This window comes from Fibrobacterota bacterium, assembly GCA_019509785.1.
Classification (GTDB): domain Bacteria; phylum Fibrobacterota; class Fibrobacteria; order UBA11236; family UBA11236; genus Chersky-265.
In genome coordinates this window covers 24,932-40,303 of sequence record JAEKLQ010000045.1, presented here as the reverse complement: position 1 = coordinate 40,303, position 15,372 = coordinate 24,932, and the positions used below count along the sequence as shown (strand labels likewise).

Genomic DNA, 15,372 nt, shown 5'->3' with positions numbered 1-15,372 from the left:
TCGGATAGGATTCCCCGTAAAAGCGTCAGTGAGCGCGCGCGGATTGGCCCTGGCCCTGATGCTGGCTACCGGCTTCGCCGCCGCTTTGGAGAAGCGCGAGCGGGTGGCGCCGGAACAAAGCCCGGCCCAGGTTCTGGCCGCGCGCGTGCAGCGCCTGGGAGCGCGTTCGGTGCTGCGCGAGATCTACGAAAGGCCCGCCTGGGCGGACGTAAAAGCGGGCATCGTTTCAGCCGATCCCGCTTGGTTGGAAGTGGGGGATGCCCTGCGCGCGGCAGCGGAAGGCGATGCGGCCGATGAGCTGGATCTCGCATTCGCGGAGGCCATCAGCCGCGATCCGCAACGCGTTCTGGAATATGCCCGGGGGCTGGATGATCCGGGGGCCTTTGCGGATCTGTGCGGCGCCTTGCCCCTCGATGCCCCTGTCCCCCAATGCCAGCGCGCTTTGATCCGGCGCAGGCGCGCGCTGCTCAAACTACCCCAGTCGATTTGGCCCGGCCAATCGGCCGCTTGCCTCGCCGCCATCGACAGCGCGTACGCGCAATTGGGCGAGGAAGAGGAAGAAGGGGAGTAGGAGGAACGGGAGGAAGGGAAGCCGGACGAGATATGGAAGACGGGGAAGCAAGACGGGCCGGCAGCGATGCCGGGCCCGTTTTCATGATGGATTACTTGGCGATGGCTTACTGGGCCAGATACACGACTTGATTGTAGGTGTATTCGCCGGCCTTGAATGCCGCCAGATACAGCCCCGATTTGGCCTTCATCTGCTGCCGGTTCAGGGAGTAGGAACCCGCCGACTGCTCTTGGCTGATGACTTCCGACCGCAGGCTTCCGTCGAGATTGTAGAGCTTAAGGGAAACCGTTTCCGTCTTGGGCAAGGTGTAGGCGATCAGCCCGGTGCCCGAGGCATGGAAATCGAAGCCCTTCTTGGAGGCGCTCTTGACGGCGATGACGTTGCCCGGGTTCGCGACCTCCGGCATGCTCCAGAGCTTGCTCAATAAGGTGGTCTTCCGGGAATCGGTGGCCGACCAGGTTCCCCATCCGTCCTTGTTGGAAATCGGGTCATACGGGGTCTTGAAAATACCGTAGGTGTCGCCGGATTCCGGGTTGATGGACCAATAAAAGGAGTCGTAAATGCCTTCCCGCATCATGTAATCGACGAAGGCCTTCTGCCACTGCTCATCGAAGGTATGATCGGTGATGTAGCTGAACCGTTGCTGGTTGACGGCCTCGGCCTTGTTGGGCCAGTCCATGTTCCCGCCGTACTCGCCGATGGCCACGGCATAACCCATTGCCCTCAGGTAGCCGAAGTGATCATGCCAGCCCTTGTCGAGCTTCGCTTGGTTGATCACGATGCGGCACTTCTTATCGCCGAAGGCGTCGCCCTCGAGGCCGGCGCATTCGGGTTGGGCCGGGTCGGCGAACATCTTCTGCACGAAAACGGAAGGGCCGTAGGTATGCGGTGAGAACACCAATTTGCTTTTCGGCATGGTGGGCGGCTTCAGGCCCGCTTCGAACAGGTTTTCGCCCCAGTTGGGATTCGAAGTCGTGTCGCCGAAGGGGGTCTTGTTGATGGTGGTGGGCGAGCCGTCCTGGTTGCCGTTCGTGCTGCCGATCCCCTGGGCGAAGATCAGGATGCGGGGGTTCACGGCGCTGATGGCGCCGTAGGCTTGATCAATCAAGGAGCTCCATTCGCTCCAGCTGTAATCCCAGGGCTCGTTGAAGATGTCGATGCCCATCACGTTGTCCACGCCGGCGGCCGCTCCCAGCCCGGCCAGGGTCTTCAGATCTGCCAGCCACTTGGTGACGTTGTACGCGTTGATGTGGGTGACGGTGCTCGGGTTATCGGTCTCGGCGCAGGAATAATCCTCGCGCTTGAAATCGTAACTTTGACGATCCTTGTCCACATAAGGCGGGCGGGCATCCAGCCGGCCCTTCCGCCAGCCTACGTAATTGGAACAGGAATGCATGTCGAGCATGACGTACAGGCCGGCGGCGGAGCAGGCCTGCATCATCGTCTTCAGGGCGGTGAAAGCGCCTTGGATCCGCACGGCCTTCGCGTTCTTCAGATTGGGATCCAGGCCCTGCGGATCGGCGTCCGACAAGGTCTGGGGCACAACCGGGATACGAATGCTGTTGAATCCCATGGCCTTGATTTCGGCAGCGTCTTGGGTCAAGGTACGGCCGCTCTCGCTCCAGAACATATTGCCGAGATACAGTTCCATCGGCGCGCCGCTGGGGTTGGTCGCATCCGAGGACGGTTCATGCCGGCCCTCGAGCCCGAACCAGGACCCGCCCTTGATCCGGAAAACCGCGCCATTGAGCGTGATGTTGCCTTTGGCATCGACCGCCCATTCATTCGCGGCGTGGGCCGCCGAGGCGGCCATGAGCGTCGAAAATGCGGCGATAAGGGCCGCACTTACGCTTTTTCGTTGGCTTTTCATTTCTAGGCTCCAGGTTGAGTTTTTGGCTTCACTTTGCGTGTCGGCGGGGTTCCCATTCCCCTCGTTGTCCATCCACGATTCCGACTAGCCTGGTTCTTCGGTAGAACCTAATGCTTCAGTTATTCTTTGTGCTTCGGAAAATTCGGAAGGTTCACCCTTCCGTTCCCTAATTCAGCCGGCGTTTAGGGTTTTGTAGGGACCCCCGGCCCCGGCCTCAAAGGACCCGATAAGTCAGAGTGGCTCCGATTTCGGTTCCGGTAGCATCCTGCGTCCCGATTGCCATCCGTTCACGCTGTTCGGGAAAGCCCAGGAAACCATCCAGGAGGAGCTTGTCCTCCAATACTCCAAGGCTGAATCCCAGGCTGAGCGCACTGTACGCTGCCGGGGCGTCGGGCTTGGAACTGAATGAAGGCTTGCGACCACCGATCAAGCCGGAGGGAAGGAAGGGTTCGAAATGGAAATCCCGATACCCGGGTTGATCTTTCGGGTCCTGGCGCCAGGTCCACCCGGCGCGCAATACCAGGCTTACCGATTTAGGGAAGTCGATGGGAAGGCGATGGACGTAATGTTCCAGGCCGACGGAGAAGCGATTATAACGTTCGTCATGCGAACTATCGGCCTCGTAGGTATGCCCGGCGGTCTCCCATTCCATGAGCACGGAAACGATTTCCCGGAAGCTGATCTGCGCGCCCAAGCCGAAATCGTTGACGCTCCTCGTCAACTTGAGGGAGTCGATTTTACTCCCCTTCTTGAAGGGATCCTGGTTTCCCTTGAGTCCCTTATAGCCTTGCGCCTTCTCGGAACGGTGCGCGAAGCGGATGGCCGGCTGCAACCGGAAATCCTGCACCAGGAGCGGATACATCCATTGGGTCTGGAAGGTCCAGTAGTCGGTCCAAACCGTGGGATATTGGATGCCGTCCCCTCCGGCCGGCCTGTACTCGCCGAAAGTGCGATCGGTGCCGAGCTCAAGCACGACGTTGCCCATCACCGGCAAGGCTTCCGTGCCGCCGACATCCGCCAAGATCCCGTAACGGGGGAGCGTCATGGAGGCGACCCTTTCCAGGTCGCCCGTCGGGGTCCGCAGGCTGTCGAAGCTGGCCCCGAAGCCGGCGAAGATCCCCGTTTCCAAGCCAGGAAGCACACGGCTGCCCAGGTCGAAACGCAAGGAGGGAACCGAGAGGAGGATGCGGTTCGGATCCCCGGGGTAATCGATCGAACCCAAGCGGGCATGGGCGCTGAATCCCACCCGGAACAAGCCCGAGGCGGGGCCCGCGGCCATGTCCAAGCCGAAAAGATTGGCGCCGTTCTCCACGCTGTCGCCGCGCCGTTGGCGATAGGCTTCCGATTCGCGCAGGAAGTAAAGGCTGGCCCCGAAGACGCCGGGCTGGAAGAAGCCCAGTTGCGGAATGGAAAAATCGCTGTGGCTGAGAGTCAGGGAATCCCCTGGTGTCGCGCGCTGGCTTCCCAGGTAGCCGAGGGACAGTCCTACGTGCTCCTTACGCGTTTCCAGCAGTCCCATGGGCGATCCGCCCTGATCGTACAGGTTATAGAGCGAGGAATCGGTGAAGCGGGGTTCGCCCAGGGCCAGCATACGCGGGGAATATTGCGTTGTGGCCCCACGGTTGGCCGGCAGGGCCTCGGGAAAGACCTGGGCCGGGGCGGGCGCGGCTGCCCACGCTGCGAGGGCCAGGCATAAAAGGCGTAACTTGGACAAAGGAGGTCTTCTCCGGTTCGAGGGTCCGAGGAATTTTTGTGTACAGAAGTAGGAGATAGGTGCGGTAAAACTAATGGCAAGTGCCGAAAGGCACCATTATCCCTGGTGGATTTCCTCAGGATGCCTGGCGGCTAAATTTTACCAAAGAAAGTCCAAAAACCCCAAATCCGATGGCCAGCATGGCTAATCCTTCGCGCCAGAGCTCGGCGAAGCCGGATCCTTTCAGGAACATCTCGCGCAGTACGTGCATGAACCACCGCACCGGATTCGCCAGCGTCACCTTCTGTACCCAATGGGGCATGTTCTCGACCGGAAGGAAAAACCCCGATAAGAGCAGGAAGAACAGCAGGAAAAACCAGATGATGAAGAGGGCCTGTTGCTGGGTGCGGGCCACCGTGGACGTGAAGATGCCGATGCCCAGGGCGGAGAGCACGTATACGGCGGTGAAAGCGAGCAAGGCCACATAGGTCCCGCGAAAAGGGACGCCGAACCAGAAGCGCGCGAAGTTCAGGGCGAACATCAATTCCGCGATACCGATGATGAGGAAGGGTACGGCTTTACCCACCACCACGTGGATGGGCTTCAGCGGCGTCACCATCAATTGTTCCAGGGTGCCGGCCTCCTTCTCGCGTACGATGGAGAAACCGGTCAGGAGGGCGGTGACCATGGTGACGAGGATGACGGCGATGCCGGGAATCATGTACCAGGTGGATTTCAATGAGGGATTGAAAAGCACGCTCACTCCGGTGGAAACCGGCAAGACTTGATCGAGCCGGATGCCATAGCCTTCCAGGCGATGCCGCAAATCGGCCATGGCCCATTGGTTGAGGATGGCGCCCAGGTATCCGCGCGCGACGTTGGCGGAGTTGGCGTCCTGCCCGTCCACCCAGAGTTGCACGCGGGCACCGTCCCCGTTCAAGGCCCCCAGGGAAGGCGCTCCGCCGGGCCCGGGATCGATCCGTGTCGCCCGCTCCAGGAGCCGGGAGAAATCCGCCGGGATGATCATGCCGATCTTGATGTCGCCGCGATCGAGCGCGGCCCGGAGATCGTTCTCCGAAACCGCCGATGCCTTGTAATCGAATAGCGGATTATGCGCGACCGCTTGGATCAATTCCCGGCTGCGCGGCCCGCCGTCGTGATCCAGCACGGCCACCGGCGTATTCTTCACTTCCGTGGTCAGAGCGTAACCCAGCAGCAGCATTTGCATCATGGGGATCATGATCATCAACCGAAGCGAGGTCTTGTCCCGCTTGAGCTGGGCGAACTCTTTCCAGACGATGGTGCGGAAGCCGTTCATAATTTCACCTTGAACTTGCGGATGGCGATGGCCGTGAGGAGCAGGCCTTCGCCGGCCAGCGCCGCCAGGGGCTTCCACAACTCCGCCAAGCCCACCCCTTTGAGGATGATGCCGCGTACGATCTCGAGGAAATAGGTGGCCGGGATGATATGCGACAGGATGCGCAACGGCAAGGGCATGCTTAAGACGGGGAAAATGAATCCGGACAAGATCACGGTAGGCATCATGGTGGCGCCCAGGGCCATGAACATGGCGTGCTGCTGGCGCTTGGCGATGGTGCTGATGAGCAGGCCGATGCTCAAGGCGGTGAAGATGTAGACCAGGCTGCAGGCGGCCAGGAACCAGGGATTCCCGGCGATGCGCACCCCGAAGGCCAAGCGGCCGACCGCCAAAACCAGGAAGCCGTCCACCGCCGCGAGCAGCAGATAGGGGAGGATCTTGCCGACGATGATCTCCAAGGGTCTTAACGGGCTGACCAGCAATTGGCCCATGGTGCCCAGTTCCTTTTCCCGGGCGATGGCCACCGAGGTCAGCAAAGCCGAGATCATCAGCAGGATCACAGCCATCAGGCCGGGCACGAAGAAAAGGGCGCTACGCTGCTCGGGATTGTAGAGGATGAGGGTATGCAGGTCCAGGACCCGCGGCTGCCGCATGCCGACGACGTCCAGGGTGGCTCCCAGGAGGATAGGATCGGCCGCGTTGCGGATGATGGCTCCCATATTGGGATCGGACCCGTCGACGAGGGCCTGCACGTGCGCGCCTCCGGGCCGATGGAGATCGCGCGCGAAATCCGGCGGGAAGCGGAAAATGGCGCGGACCTGGTAGAGGCGGAAAAGCTCGGCGGGATCGTCGGCGGTGAACACATGCCCTTCCACCGCGAAAAGCGAACTCGCATCGATCTTGGACGCGATGGCGCGGGTCTCCGGGGACGGGGAAGGGTCTTCGATGAGGCAGGGGATATCCTTGGCATCGGCGTTGAGGGCGTACCCGTAAAGGAACATCATCATCACCGGCATCACGAGTACCACGACCAGGGTTTGCCAATCCCGGAAGATATGGCGCAGTTCCTTCCGCGCGATGGTTAGGAGACGGGACCGCGACATCATGACGGGCCGCCCGCGGTCGTGGGTGTGAGTCCCGACGCTTTCCCCTCCGCACCGGGTTTCCCTTCCATGAGTTTGAGGAACAGTTCATGAATGGATGCGCTGGCATGCTCGCGTTTTAGATCCCGGGGCGAGCCCATGGCCGCGATGCGCCCGTCGATCATGATGGACAGGCGGTGGCAGTATTCGACCTCGTCCATGTAATGGGAGGTGATGAAGATGGTCGTCCCTTCCGCGGAGAGGCGATGGATCAGGTCCCAGAAATTGCGGCGGCTGACCGGATCCACCGATCCGGTGGGTTCGTCTAGGAACAGGATCTCGGGGCGATGCAAGTTGGCGCAGGCCAGGCTCAGGCGTTGTTGCCAACCCCAGGGCAGGGAAGCGGTAAGCTTGAGCAGCAGTTCCTTCAGCCCCAGGAAGGCGGCCATTTCTTCCATCCTGGCCCGCAAACCTTTTCCATCCAGCCCGTAAAGCCGGCCGTACAGCTTGAGGTTTTCGGCGACGGTGAGATCGGGATAGAGGGAGAACTTCTGGGACATGTAGCCTATCCGTGTGCGGATCTTGGCGCTCTCCTTGAGCACGTCGAAGCCGGCCACGTAGCCATGGCCGGAGGTGGGTTCCAGCAAGCCGCACAGCATGCGGATGGCCGTGGTCTTGCCCGCGCCGTTGGCCCCCAGGAACCCGAAGACTTCGCCCTTCGCCACCGATACGTCGATATGATCCACGGCGGTGAAATGACCAAAACGTTTGGTCAGTTGCTCGGTGCGGATGCTATAGGCGGCATCGCTCATGGCCTGGCCTCCGCATTCATGCCTTCGCCTCCGCCGGCGCCGCGTGGGAATGGCCGGACAACAAGGCGAAAAAGCAATCCTCGAGCGTTGGCTCGATCGGAGCGGCCGCGCCCGCATGCGGTACGGCCTGACGGATGCGCGCCAGGGGATCGTCGCGCTGGCCGACGGCCTCGGCGGCATGCAAGGAGCCGCCGGAAGGATACATCAAAGCGAAGCCGGGCGGCGGCGGGCGATCGCCGGGATAGGTGAGGGTGGGGATCCGCGCCGCGGGATCGGCATCCACGCGGTAGAGGCGGTAGGGGTACGCCTTCAGCAATTCGGCCGGGGATCCTTGGGCCAGGATGGAACCTTCATGCAAGAGCATTACCGCATCGCAGAGCGCGGCTTCATCCATGTAAGGCGTGGAGACCATGAGGCTGACGCCGTTCTTGCGCAGGGCCTTGAGCATGGTCCAGAAATCCCGTCGGGCCACGGGGTCGACGCCCACCGTGGGTTCGTCGAGCAGGAGCAGCCGCGGTTGATGGACCAGGGTGCAGGCCAAGGCCAGTTTCTGCTTCATGCCGCCCGAGAGCTGCCCGGCGCGCCGGCCCGTAAAGGCGGTTAGGCCGGCGAAGGCGAGCAGGTCGCGCATGCGATCCCGCTTGGCCTGGCCGGCGATGCCGAAGATGTCGGCGAAAAAATCCAGGTTCTCGAGCACGGAAAGATCCTGGTACAATGAAAAGCGTTGCGGCATGAACCCGATATCGGAGCGGATCGAGCGGAAGTCCTTGGCGAGATCCCGTCCCAAGACCCGGGCGCCGCCGGTGTCGGGATCGGAGAGCGTGGCCAGGATGTTCATCAAGGTGGATTTGCCGGCTCCGTCGGCCCCGATGATCCCGAAAAGGCAGGGATCGGGCACGTCCAGGGAAAGTCCGCGCAGGGCGCGCTCGCCCGCGTGGTCCTTGGACAGGGCGCGAATGGAGACGACGGGTTCCATGGGCTACTTCCAGACCTCCACGGGTAGTCCCCGTTTCAGCAGGCCATCCTTGTTGGCGGCCAGGGCGCGCACGCGGAAGACCAGTTCGTTGCGGCTCTCGCGCGTCTGGATGTTCTTGGGGCTGAATTCGGCTTCGTTCCCGATCCAACTCACCGCGGCCGGCAAGAACGATCCTTCCTTCGATCCGCCCTGGTCCAACCTGATGCGCACGGCTTGGCCGTACTTGATCCCGGACAGCCAGGTTTGCGGCACGAAAAAGTCGATGCGTAAGGTATCTTCGCGGCCGATCTCGTACACCGGTTGGCCCGGCGCGGTGGTTTCATCCGGATTCTTGTACCGGGTCAGCACGCGTCCGGCTACCGGCGCCCGCAGATAGCATTTGCGGAGCTGATCCTGCAGCAATCCGATGCGCGCTTCCAGCCCTTGGCGTTTGGCATCCATGCTGGTGAGCATCTGCCTGGCCGCGGAAAGCTTGGCGCGGCCCGCATCCAGCCCCGAGGCCAGCTTGTCCTCCTGTTGGGCCGGCAGGGAACCTTCCTTGGCCAAAGGCGCGATGCGCGCATAATCGCGCTCCAGACCCTTGACCTCGGCCTGCCCGCCTTGGATCTGGCTCTGTTGCGAGCGCTTGCCCGCGTCCGATTCCGCCAGCCCCGCCCGGGCTTCCAGCAATTGCAGGGCGTAAGGAACGGTATCGACGATACCGAGCAATTCCCCGGCCGCTACGGATTGCCCTTCCTGCTTGTATAAAGATTTCAATTGGCCCTGCGTCAGCGCCGCCACTTGATAGGTCTCCGCCTCCACGATGGCCGAGCCTATGAAATCAGGATCGGTGCGCGCTCCGCAGGCTCCCAGCAAACCGGCCGCCGCCAACGCCCCGGCCATCGCCATCCATCGGCCTCCGCCGAATCTTCCCTTCGCCTTTTCTTTCCGCATCAGAACCGCAGCTCCTTTCCCGAGGCGTAATCCCATTGCAGCCGCGCCAGCCGCTGCAAGGTACGCGCTTGTTCCATCGCCAACTCCGCGCGCGCTTCGTTGTTGCGCGCCTCCAGCCAATCCACTCCCGTCGCGACTCCCGCGTCCGCTTGCCGCTTCAGATCTTCGGATGCCGCGCGGGCGGCCTCGCGGGAGGCCAAGGCCGCCTGGTATTGCGCCAGCGATCTGGCGTACTGCAGGCGGGCGGTGGCCATGGATTTGCGCCAATCCTGCTCCAACTTGCGTTTCTGCTCCCCAAGCTCGCGGGCCTGTACGTCGAGCTGCGCGCGCTGGGCGCGGTTGCGCGATCCGTCGAAGAGGTTCCATTTGAGCTGCAAGCCGAAGATGCCGTAGTTCATGAATTCGTCGCCGGCCAGGTTCAGGCCGGGATTGGCATAGCGCCACCCGGCCGATCCGAATAGCTGTGGCCATTTTTGGCCGGCCAGGGCCTGCGCGCCGGCCCGTGCCTGGGCCGCACCCAAGTCCAAGGCCTCGGCGTCCGGCCGCGCCGGGTCGCCCGGCGCATTCCATACCGTGTCCGAAAGCGCGCTGGTATCCGCGAGCAGGGACATCGCCGTGGAGCTATCCCCGGGATCGGCGCCCTGGCCCGCGTCCGGACGGTCCCCCAGGAAGGCCAAAACCTCGAAGGCGAGGGAATCCCGCGTGTTACGGGCGGTAAGCATGTCCACCTCGATCGCGCGGGAGCGGGCCTGGGCCGAGAGCAGCCGGCTGCGCACGGCGGTGCCCGCCTTCACGAAGTCCTGGGATTGCTTCTCGAGCTCGCGCGCGTGTTGCAACAACTTTTCCTGGTAGGTGGACTGGGCGCCCGCCAGTTGCCAGGCATAGAAGAGCGCGGCCAGGCGCAGGGACAACTGGTTTCGCGCCGCCCGCAGTTGGGCTTCCCGGGACTTGACGCCTAAGCGTTGGGATTCAATCTTGCGTCCGCGCGCGAAGCCGGTGAACAGGGCGTAGGACGCGTCCAGGCCCGTCTCTACGCGGTCATGATCCCCCAGGGCCCGATCGATGTGGGTCCCCGCCGGCTGGGGAATGGGCAGGTCGAGTTGGAGCCGGCTGGTTTCCGTGGTATAGCCGTAGTTTCCCGAGGCGTCCACGGATGGCAGCCAGGCGGAGCGCGCTTCCGCGACCTGATCCTGGGCGCGCTCGACCTCGAGCTTGAGCACGGCTAAATCCGGATTGCCGCGGAAAAGCCGGGCCTGGGCTTCGCCCAAGGTCAGGGCCCGCGGCGCGGCGATGTTCGCCAGGATAATCCCGGTGATAAGGGGGGCAATTCGCATATTCACCTCTTGATGCGGATCCCGTTCAACAGGGTGTCGGCGATGTACTCGATACGCTCATCCAGGAAGGCCCGATCGAAATCGATACGAAAACCAAAGGCAGGCCCGAGGCGTCTGATCATGGGCATGATAAGGAAGGTGGCCACGGTCATGCCTAGCAAGTTCATGAAGAAATGCACGGGTGGGATAGGCTTCACCTTTCCGGCGCGAACCTCCTCCTGCAAGGCCTTGACCAGGGTGGCTGGAACGTCCTGGAAGTCCCGCACCAGGGCGGGGACGCCGGCGGTAAAGGCGGGATGGCCCAAGGCCAATTCGCGGAACATGAACAACGGGAATTCAGGATTGGCGGCCAGGACCTTCACGTAGGTGGTTATGACGGTGCGGAGCAATGGTTCCAAGCCTTGGGCCGGATCCTGCTTGCGGAACTCGGCGCTGATCTTCCCCCATACCGTGCCGACGGTATCTTCCAGCACCTGATGGTAAAGCTTTTCCTTGCTGCGGAAATAGTAATGCAGCAATGCCTTGTTCACGCCGGCCGCGTTGGCCACCGCCTGCATGCGCGCGCCCCCTAAGCCTTTGGCGATGAACTCCTTGCGGGCAGCGTCCAGGATACGCTTTTCCGCATCGGGAGAATGTCCTGCGCGGGCTCGGCGCGCGGACGGACGCGCGGCTTTTTCCCCCGCGGTAGTCCCCTTTTTTGACTTTCCGGATAAACTTTTTGGTTTAACCATTTGGTAAAAATATATGCCCGGGGAATGCCGACGGCAAGGGGGATGCGGCAAAGTGGGGAAATACCTTGGGATTTTCCTTGGGATGATGGGGAATAAAGGGTAGTGTGTATTCCGTAACCATGCGCATTCTCATCGCCGGAGCCAGCCCTAAGGATTTGACCTCCATCGTCCAAGTCATGTCTCAGGCCGTTCCCACTCTGGAAATCAGGGTCGCGGATAGCGCTCCCGACCTCGCGAACCTGCTCAAGCGCGATCAACCCTCGGTGCTCCTGGCGGCTTCCTCCAAAGGCTGGGACGCTTCGACCACCTTGCGGTTGGCCGCCCAGGTCAACCCGGCATGCGGCTGCATCGGGCTGGCCGCCAAGGGCGGGCATGACGAGGCGCATAAGCTTTTCGAGGCCGGCGCCCTCGATGCTTTCCCCATCGATCAGCTGTGGCGGCTGCCCCCGGCGCTGGGGAACGTTCAGGCCTTGGCGGACATGGAGCGGCGCGTACGCGAGCGGACCGCCAGCCTGGAGGCCGTCAATAAGGAACTGGAGGCCTTCGCCCAATCGGTCTCCCATGACCTACGCTCGCCCTTAGCGGTGATCGTCGGGTACGCCGATCTGCTGGCCGACGAGGCGCGCGTGGATCTCGCTATTGCCGATCGGTCCAAGATCGTCGAGATCAGGTCCGCCGCCATGCGGATGAACGCGCTCATCGATAACATGCTCCGCCTATCCCAAGTCATCCAGCGCGAGGTCCATCCCCGACGCGTGGACCTTACCGCCCTGGCCAAGGACATCCTGGCCAACCTTACGGCTTCCCAGCCGGGCCGGAAGGCGGAAGCCCGCGTGGAATCGGGCCTGTGGGCCGTCGCCGATCCCGGTCTAATGCGTATCGCCATGGACAATCTCCTCTCCAACGCCTGGAAATACTCTTCCAAGCGGGAGGTATCGCATATCGAGGTTGGAAGGATGGACGTCCCGGGAAAGGGGATAGCCTTCTTCGTGCGGGACAACGGGACGGGGTTCGATATGGAGCAGGCGCAACGTCTTTTCAAGCCCTTCCAGCGCTTGCATTCCTTGAGCGAGTTCCCCGGGACCGGCATCGGCCTGGCGACGGTGAGCCGGGTGCTGGAAAAGCACGGCGGATCGGTTTGGGTCGAAGCGGAGAAGGGAAGGGGGGCGACTTTCTACTTCGAATTGCCCGCCTCGCCGGATACGGCGGCGGAATCCTCCGCCTACCAGGTCACCTCCGCCTGACGCGAGTAGGCGGCCAGAGTCGCCGCCAAGGCCGCGATAGACCATAGAATCCGTTGGCGCATAGAGGAACCGGGTGAAAAGGAGTATTTTTCCCTCACCATGGCTTCTTCGACTCCCGACTCCGCTTTCAAGTTTCCCTACATGGCCGATCGCTTCGCTCCGGCCCGGCGCAAGACCCTGAAGGTTCGCATGGGCAACCGCTACATCGGCGGGGATACGCCTATCCTGGTGCAATCGATGACCACGACCAATACCAAGGACGTCGACGCTACGGTATTCCAGACCTTGGAGTTGGCCCGGGCGGGTTGCGAATTGGTCCGCATTACGGCGCCCACCCAGAAGGACGCGGAAGCCCTCAAGGAGATCGTGGCCAAGGTGAGGGCCGCGGGTTGCGACGTGCCCATCTCGGCGGACATCCATTTCCAGCCGCGCGCGGCGATGGAAGCGGTTAAGTGGGTGGAGAAGGTGCGGGTGAACCCCGGCAACTTCGTCGACTCCAAGGCTGCGACCCCGCGCGATTTCGACGATGCCGGTTTCGCCTCCGGGCAGCAGAAGGTATACGACGCTTTCGCGCCCCTGGTGCGTATCGCCAAGGATCGCGGCGTAGCCTTACGCATCGGCACCAACCATGGATCGCTTTCGGACCGCATGATGTGGAAGTACGGCGATACCATCGAAGGCATGGTGGAATCTGCGCTGGAATACCTGCGCGTTTGCGAGGCCGAGAACTTCGATCAGATCGTGTTCAGCATGAAGTCTTCCAATCCGCGCGTGGTAGTGCAGGCCTATAGGCTGTTGGCCGCGCGCCTGGACCGGGAGCATAAGCCGTATCCTTTCCATGTGGGAGTGACGGAAGCCGGCGACGGCGAGGACGGCCGCTTGAAATCCTCCGTCGGCATCGGCGCCCTGCTGCTCGACGGGATCGGCGACACCATCCGCGTTTCCCTCACCGAGGATCCGGTGCATGAGATCCCGGTGGCTAAGGCCCTGGTCCGCCTCTGCGATTTGCAAGGCTTGGAAAGGATCCGGGCTTTGCCCGAAGCCCTCGATCATTATGCCTTCCATCGCCGCGAGGTCCAACTGGCCCATCTGGGGTCGCTGGAAGTGGGCGCCCGCGAGAAGATCGCCGTGGGCACCGCCGATCCGGGCGCGGAAACCCTGCCCAAAGGCGAGCGGCGTATCGAGTGGATCGGGACCCATGAAAACCACCCGCCGCGCGAAGACGTCCCCACCGTGTGGGAGCCGCACGCGGTGGAATTCGCCATCCCGCCCCGGCATCCCTTCACCGCCCTGCCAAGCGGGCTTCTCCTCAAGGGCCTGAGCGATTTGCCGTCCCATCTGGAGATCATGGTGGAGGATCCGGCGCATCTCGATCGCCTTCCCGCCGACGTTTTCAAGCTGCCGGGATTGTTCTGGTCCTGCGCGCCCGTCGGGAACAATCCGGTGGCGCGCTATCGCCATCTGGCCGCCTGGCTGGCCGCCAAGGGCCGCCCCGATCCGATAGTCCTGCGGGGCCAAAGCGACGGCAGCCCCGAAGGCAACATGTTGCTGGCGGCGCGCTTCGGTTCGCTCCTGGTGGACGGCATCGGCGATCTGGTGCGTGTGGAAGGGGGCTTGGGCCCCAGGGCTTGCATGCATCTCGGTTACGACATCCTGCAAGCGGCGGGCGTGCGCCGGACCAAGCCGGAATACGTGGCCTGCCCCAGTTGCGGGCGCACCCTTTTCGACTTGCAGACGACGACCCAGAAGATCCGCGCGCGCACGGCCCATCTCAAGAACATCTCCATCGCCATCATGGGTTGCATCGTGAACGGGCCCGGCGAGATGGCCGATGCGGATTTCGGCTACGTGGGCGGCGCGCCGAGCAAGGTGAACCTGTACGTGGGCCGCGATTGCGTGAAGAAGAACATTCCCGAAGCGGAAGCCCCGGAGGCGCTGGTGGCGCTGATCAAGGAACACGGCCGCTGGAGCGAGCCGGGAGCTTGATGCTCTCACTGGTCCTGGTGGGCCCGGAGCTGGCGGTCAACGTCGGCTTCACGGCCCGGGCGATGGCCTGTTTCGGCATCGGCGATCTCCGCATCGTCGGCAGTCCGGGCATCGCCACCGATGGGGCCGCGCGCAAGACCGGGAAGTCCGCCCTGGATATCCTGGAAGCCGCGCGTTACTTTCCCTCCTTGGACTTGGCTATCGCCGATTGCGGCGCCGCTTACGGTTTCACGCGCCGGGCCCGCGATCCCGCGCAACGCATCGAGGATCTGGCGGCTTCGTCCGCGGCCTGGCGGTCCGCTCCCGGATCCCGGCCCTCGGCCCTGGTCTTCGGTCGCGAGTCCCATGGCCTGACTAAGGAAGAGACCTTGTTGTTGACCCATCTGGTCCGCATCCCCATGCCGGCGGAAACCCTGAGCTTGAACTTGTCCCATGCGGTGGCCATCGTCCTATACGCCTTCGTGGGCGATGGTTTGCCTACCGCCGCGATCGCGGCTAACGCCAAGCCCGTTGCGGCCGCGCGCCTAGGGACGGAGGGAGGCCTGGCGGCGGAGGGCGCCTTGCCCGCGCGCGGGCAGGATGCCGCGACCCTGGAGCAAGTCCTGCAAAGGCTGGAGTCCATCGGCTTCTTCAAGGGCGGGAAGCAGGATGCGCAGCGGGAGCATGTGCGTTTGCTATGGCAACGCTTGCGGCCGGATGCGCGCGAGCTGGATTTCCTTTCCGGCTTGCTGAAAAGCCTGCTGCCCCGCGAACGGTAAGCCCGCCGGAACGATAGCGCCTCCGCAACGGTAGGGTCACCGGAACCCTTTCCGCCCCGCGATT

The 15,372-nt window shown here is 62.9% G+C and carries 13 protein-coding genes and 1 pseudogene; 5 read left to right on the top strand and 9 right to left on the bottom strand.

Going from position 1 to position 15,372, the window contains the following annotated elements; translation table 11 throughout:
- Positions 1-28 precede the first annotated feature (28 nt).
- A complete protein-coding gene (locus JF616_13495) occupies positions 29-571 on the top strand; it encodes a hypothetical protein (GenBank protein MBW8888764.1) in 543 nt (180 codons plus the stop codon).
- A gap of 106 nt (positions 572-677) precedes the next feature.
- On the opposite strand, the gene JF616_13490 is transcribed toward JF616_13495, so the two are convergent.
- The 9 genes from JF616_13490 to JF616_13450 form a co-directional block, all read right to left on the bottom strand.
- The gene (locus tag JF616_13490; GenBank protein MBW8888763.1) at positions 678-2,384 is read right to left on the bottom strand and encodes a cellulase family glycosylhydrolase; all 1,707 of its coding nucleotides are present in this window, start codon (positions 2,382-2,384) and stop codon (positions 678-680) included.
- Positions 2,385-2,655: 271 nt separating this feature from the next.
- Complete coding sequence (locus JF616_13485) at positions 2,656-4,155, bottom strand: hypothetical protein (protein ID MBW8888762.1); 1,500 nt, start codon at positions 4,153-4,155, stop codon at positions 2,656-2,658.
- A 115-nt stretch (positions 4,156-4,270) separates the two neighbouring features.
- Complete coding sequence (locus JF616_13480) at positions 4,271-5,452, bottom strand: ABC transporter permease (GenBank protein MBW8888761.1); 1,182 nt, start codon at positions 5,450-5,452, stop codon at positions 4,271-4,273.
- Positions 5,449-6,558 carry an ABC transporter permease gene (locus JF616_13475; protein MBW8888760.1) on the bottom strand — a complete coding sequence of 370 codons (1,110 nt, stop codon included), beginning with the start codon at positions 6,556-6,558 and terminating at the stop codon, positions 5,449-5,451. The genes JF616_13480 and JF616_13475 overlap by 4 nt, the downstream gene beginning before the upstream one ends.
- A complete protein-coding gene (locus tag JF616_13470) occupies positions 6,555-7,346 on the bottom strand; it encodes an ABC transporter ATP-binding protein (GenBank protein ID MBW8888759.1) in 792 nt (263 codons plus the stop codon). The genes JF616_13475 and JF616_13470 overlap by 4 nt, the downstream gene beginning before the upstream one ends.
- Positions 7,347-7,362: 16 nt before the next feature.
- A complete protein-coding gene (locus JF616_13465; GenBank protein MBW8888758.1) occupies positions 7,363-8,322 on the bottom strand; it encodes an ABC transporter ATP-binding protein in 960 nt (319 codons plus the stop codon).
- A 3-nt stretch (positions 8,323-8,325) separates the two neighbouring features.
- Positions 8,326-9,255, bottom strand: coding sequence for an HlyD family efflux transporter periplasmic adaptor subunit (locus JF616_13460; protein ID MBW8888757.1), 930 nt, complete (start codon positions 9,253-9,255; stop codon positions 8,326-8,328).
- Positions 9,255-10,589, bottom strand: a complete 1,335-nt coding sequence (locus JF616_13455; protein MBW8888756.1) for a TolC family protein — start codon at positions 10,587-10,589, stop codon at positions 9,255-9,257. The genes JF616_13460 and JF616_13455 overlap by 1 nt, the downstream gene beginning before the upstream one ends.
- A 2-nt stretch (positions 10,590-10,591) precedes the next feature.
- Complete coding sequence (locus JF616_13450; GenBank protein ID MBW8888755.1) at positions 10,592-11,320, bottom strand: TetR/AcrR family transcriptional regulator; 729 nt, start codon at positions 11,318-11,320, stop codon at positions 10,592-10,594.
- A gap of 119 nt (positions 11,321-11,439) precedes the next feature.
- Here JF616_13450 and JF616_13445 point away from each other — a divergent pair, with 119 nt between their 5' ends.
- The 4 genes and pseudogenes from JF616_13445 (at position 11,440) to JF616_13430 (ending at position 15,308) form a co-directional block, all read left to right on the top strand.
- Complete coding sequence (locus JF616_13445; protein MBW8888754.1) at positions 11,440-12,564, top strand: hypothetical protein; 1,125 nt, start codon at positions 11,440-11,442, stop codon at positions 12,562-12,564.
- 99 nt (positions 12,565-12,663) lie between these two features.
- Positions 12,664-13,743: pseudogene (ispG, locus tag JF616_13440) on the top strand ((E)-4-hydroxy-3-methylbut-2-enyl-diphosphate synthase).
- A gap of 168 nt (positions 13,744-13,911) precedes the next feature.
- On the top strand, positions 13,912-14,550 hold the full coding sequence (locus JF616_13435; GenBank protein MBW8888753.1) for a flavodoxin-dependent (E)-4-hydroxy-3-methylbut-2-enyl-diphosphate synthase: 639 nt from the start codon (positions 13,912-13,914) through the stop codon (positions 14,548-14,550).
- Positions 14,550-15,308 (top strand): RNA methyltransferase, encoded by a 759-nt coding sequence (locus JF616_13430; GenBank protein MBW8888752.1) that lies wholly within the window; start codon positions 14,550-14,552, stop codon positions 15,306-15,308. The genes JF616_13435 and JF616_13430 overlap by 1 nt, the downstream gene beginning before the upstream one ends.
- The last annotated feature ends 64 nt before the right edge of the window (positions 15,309-15,372 follow it).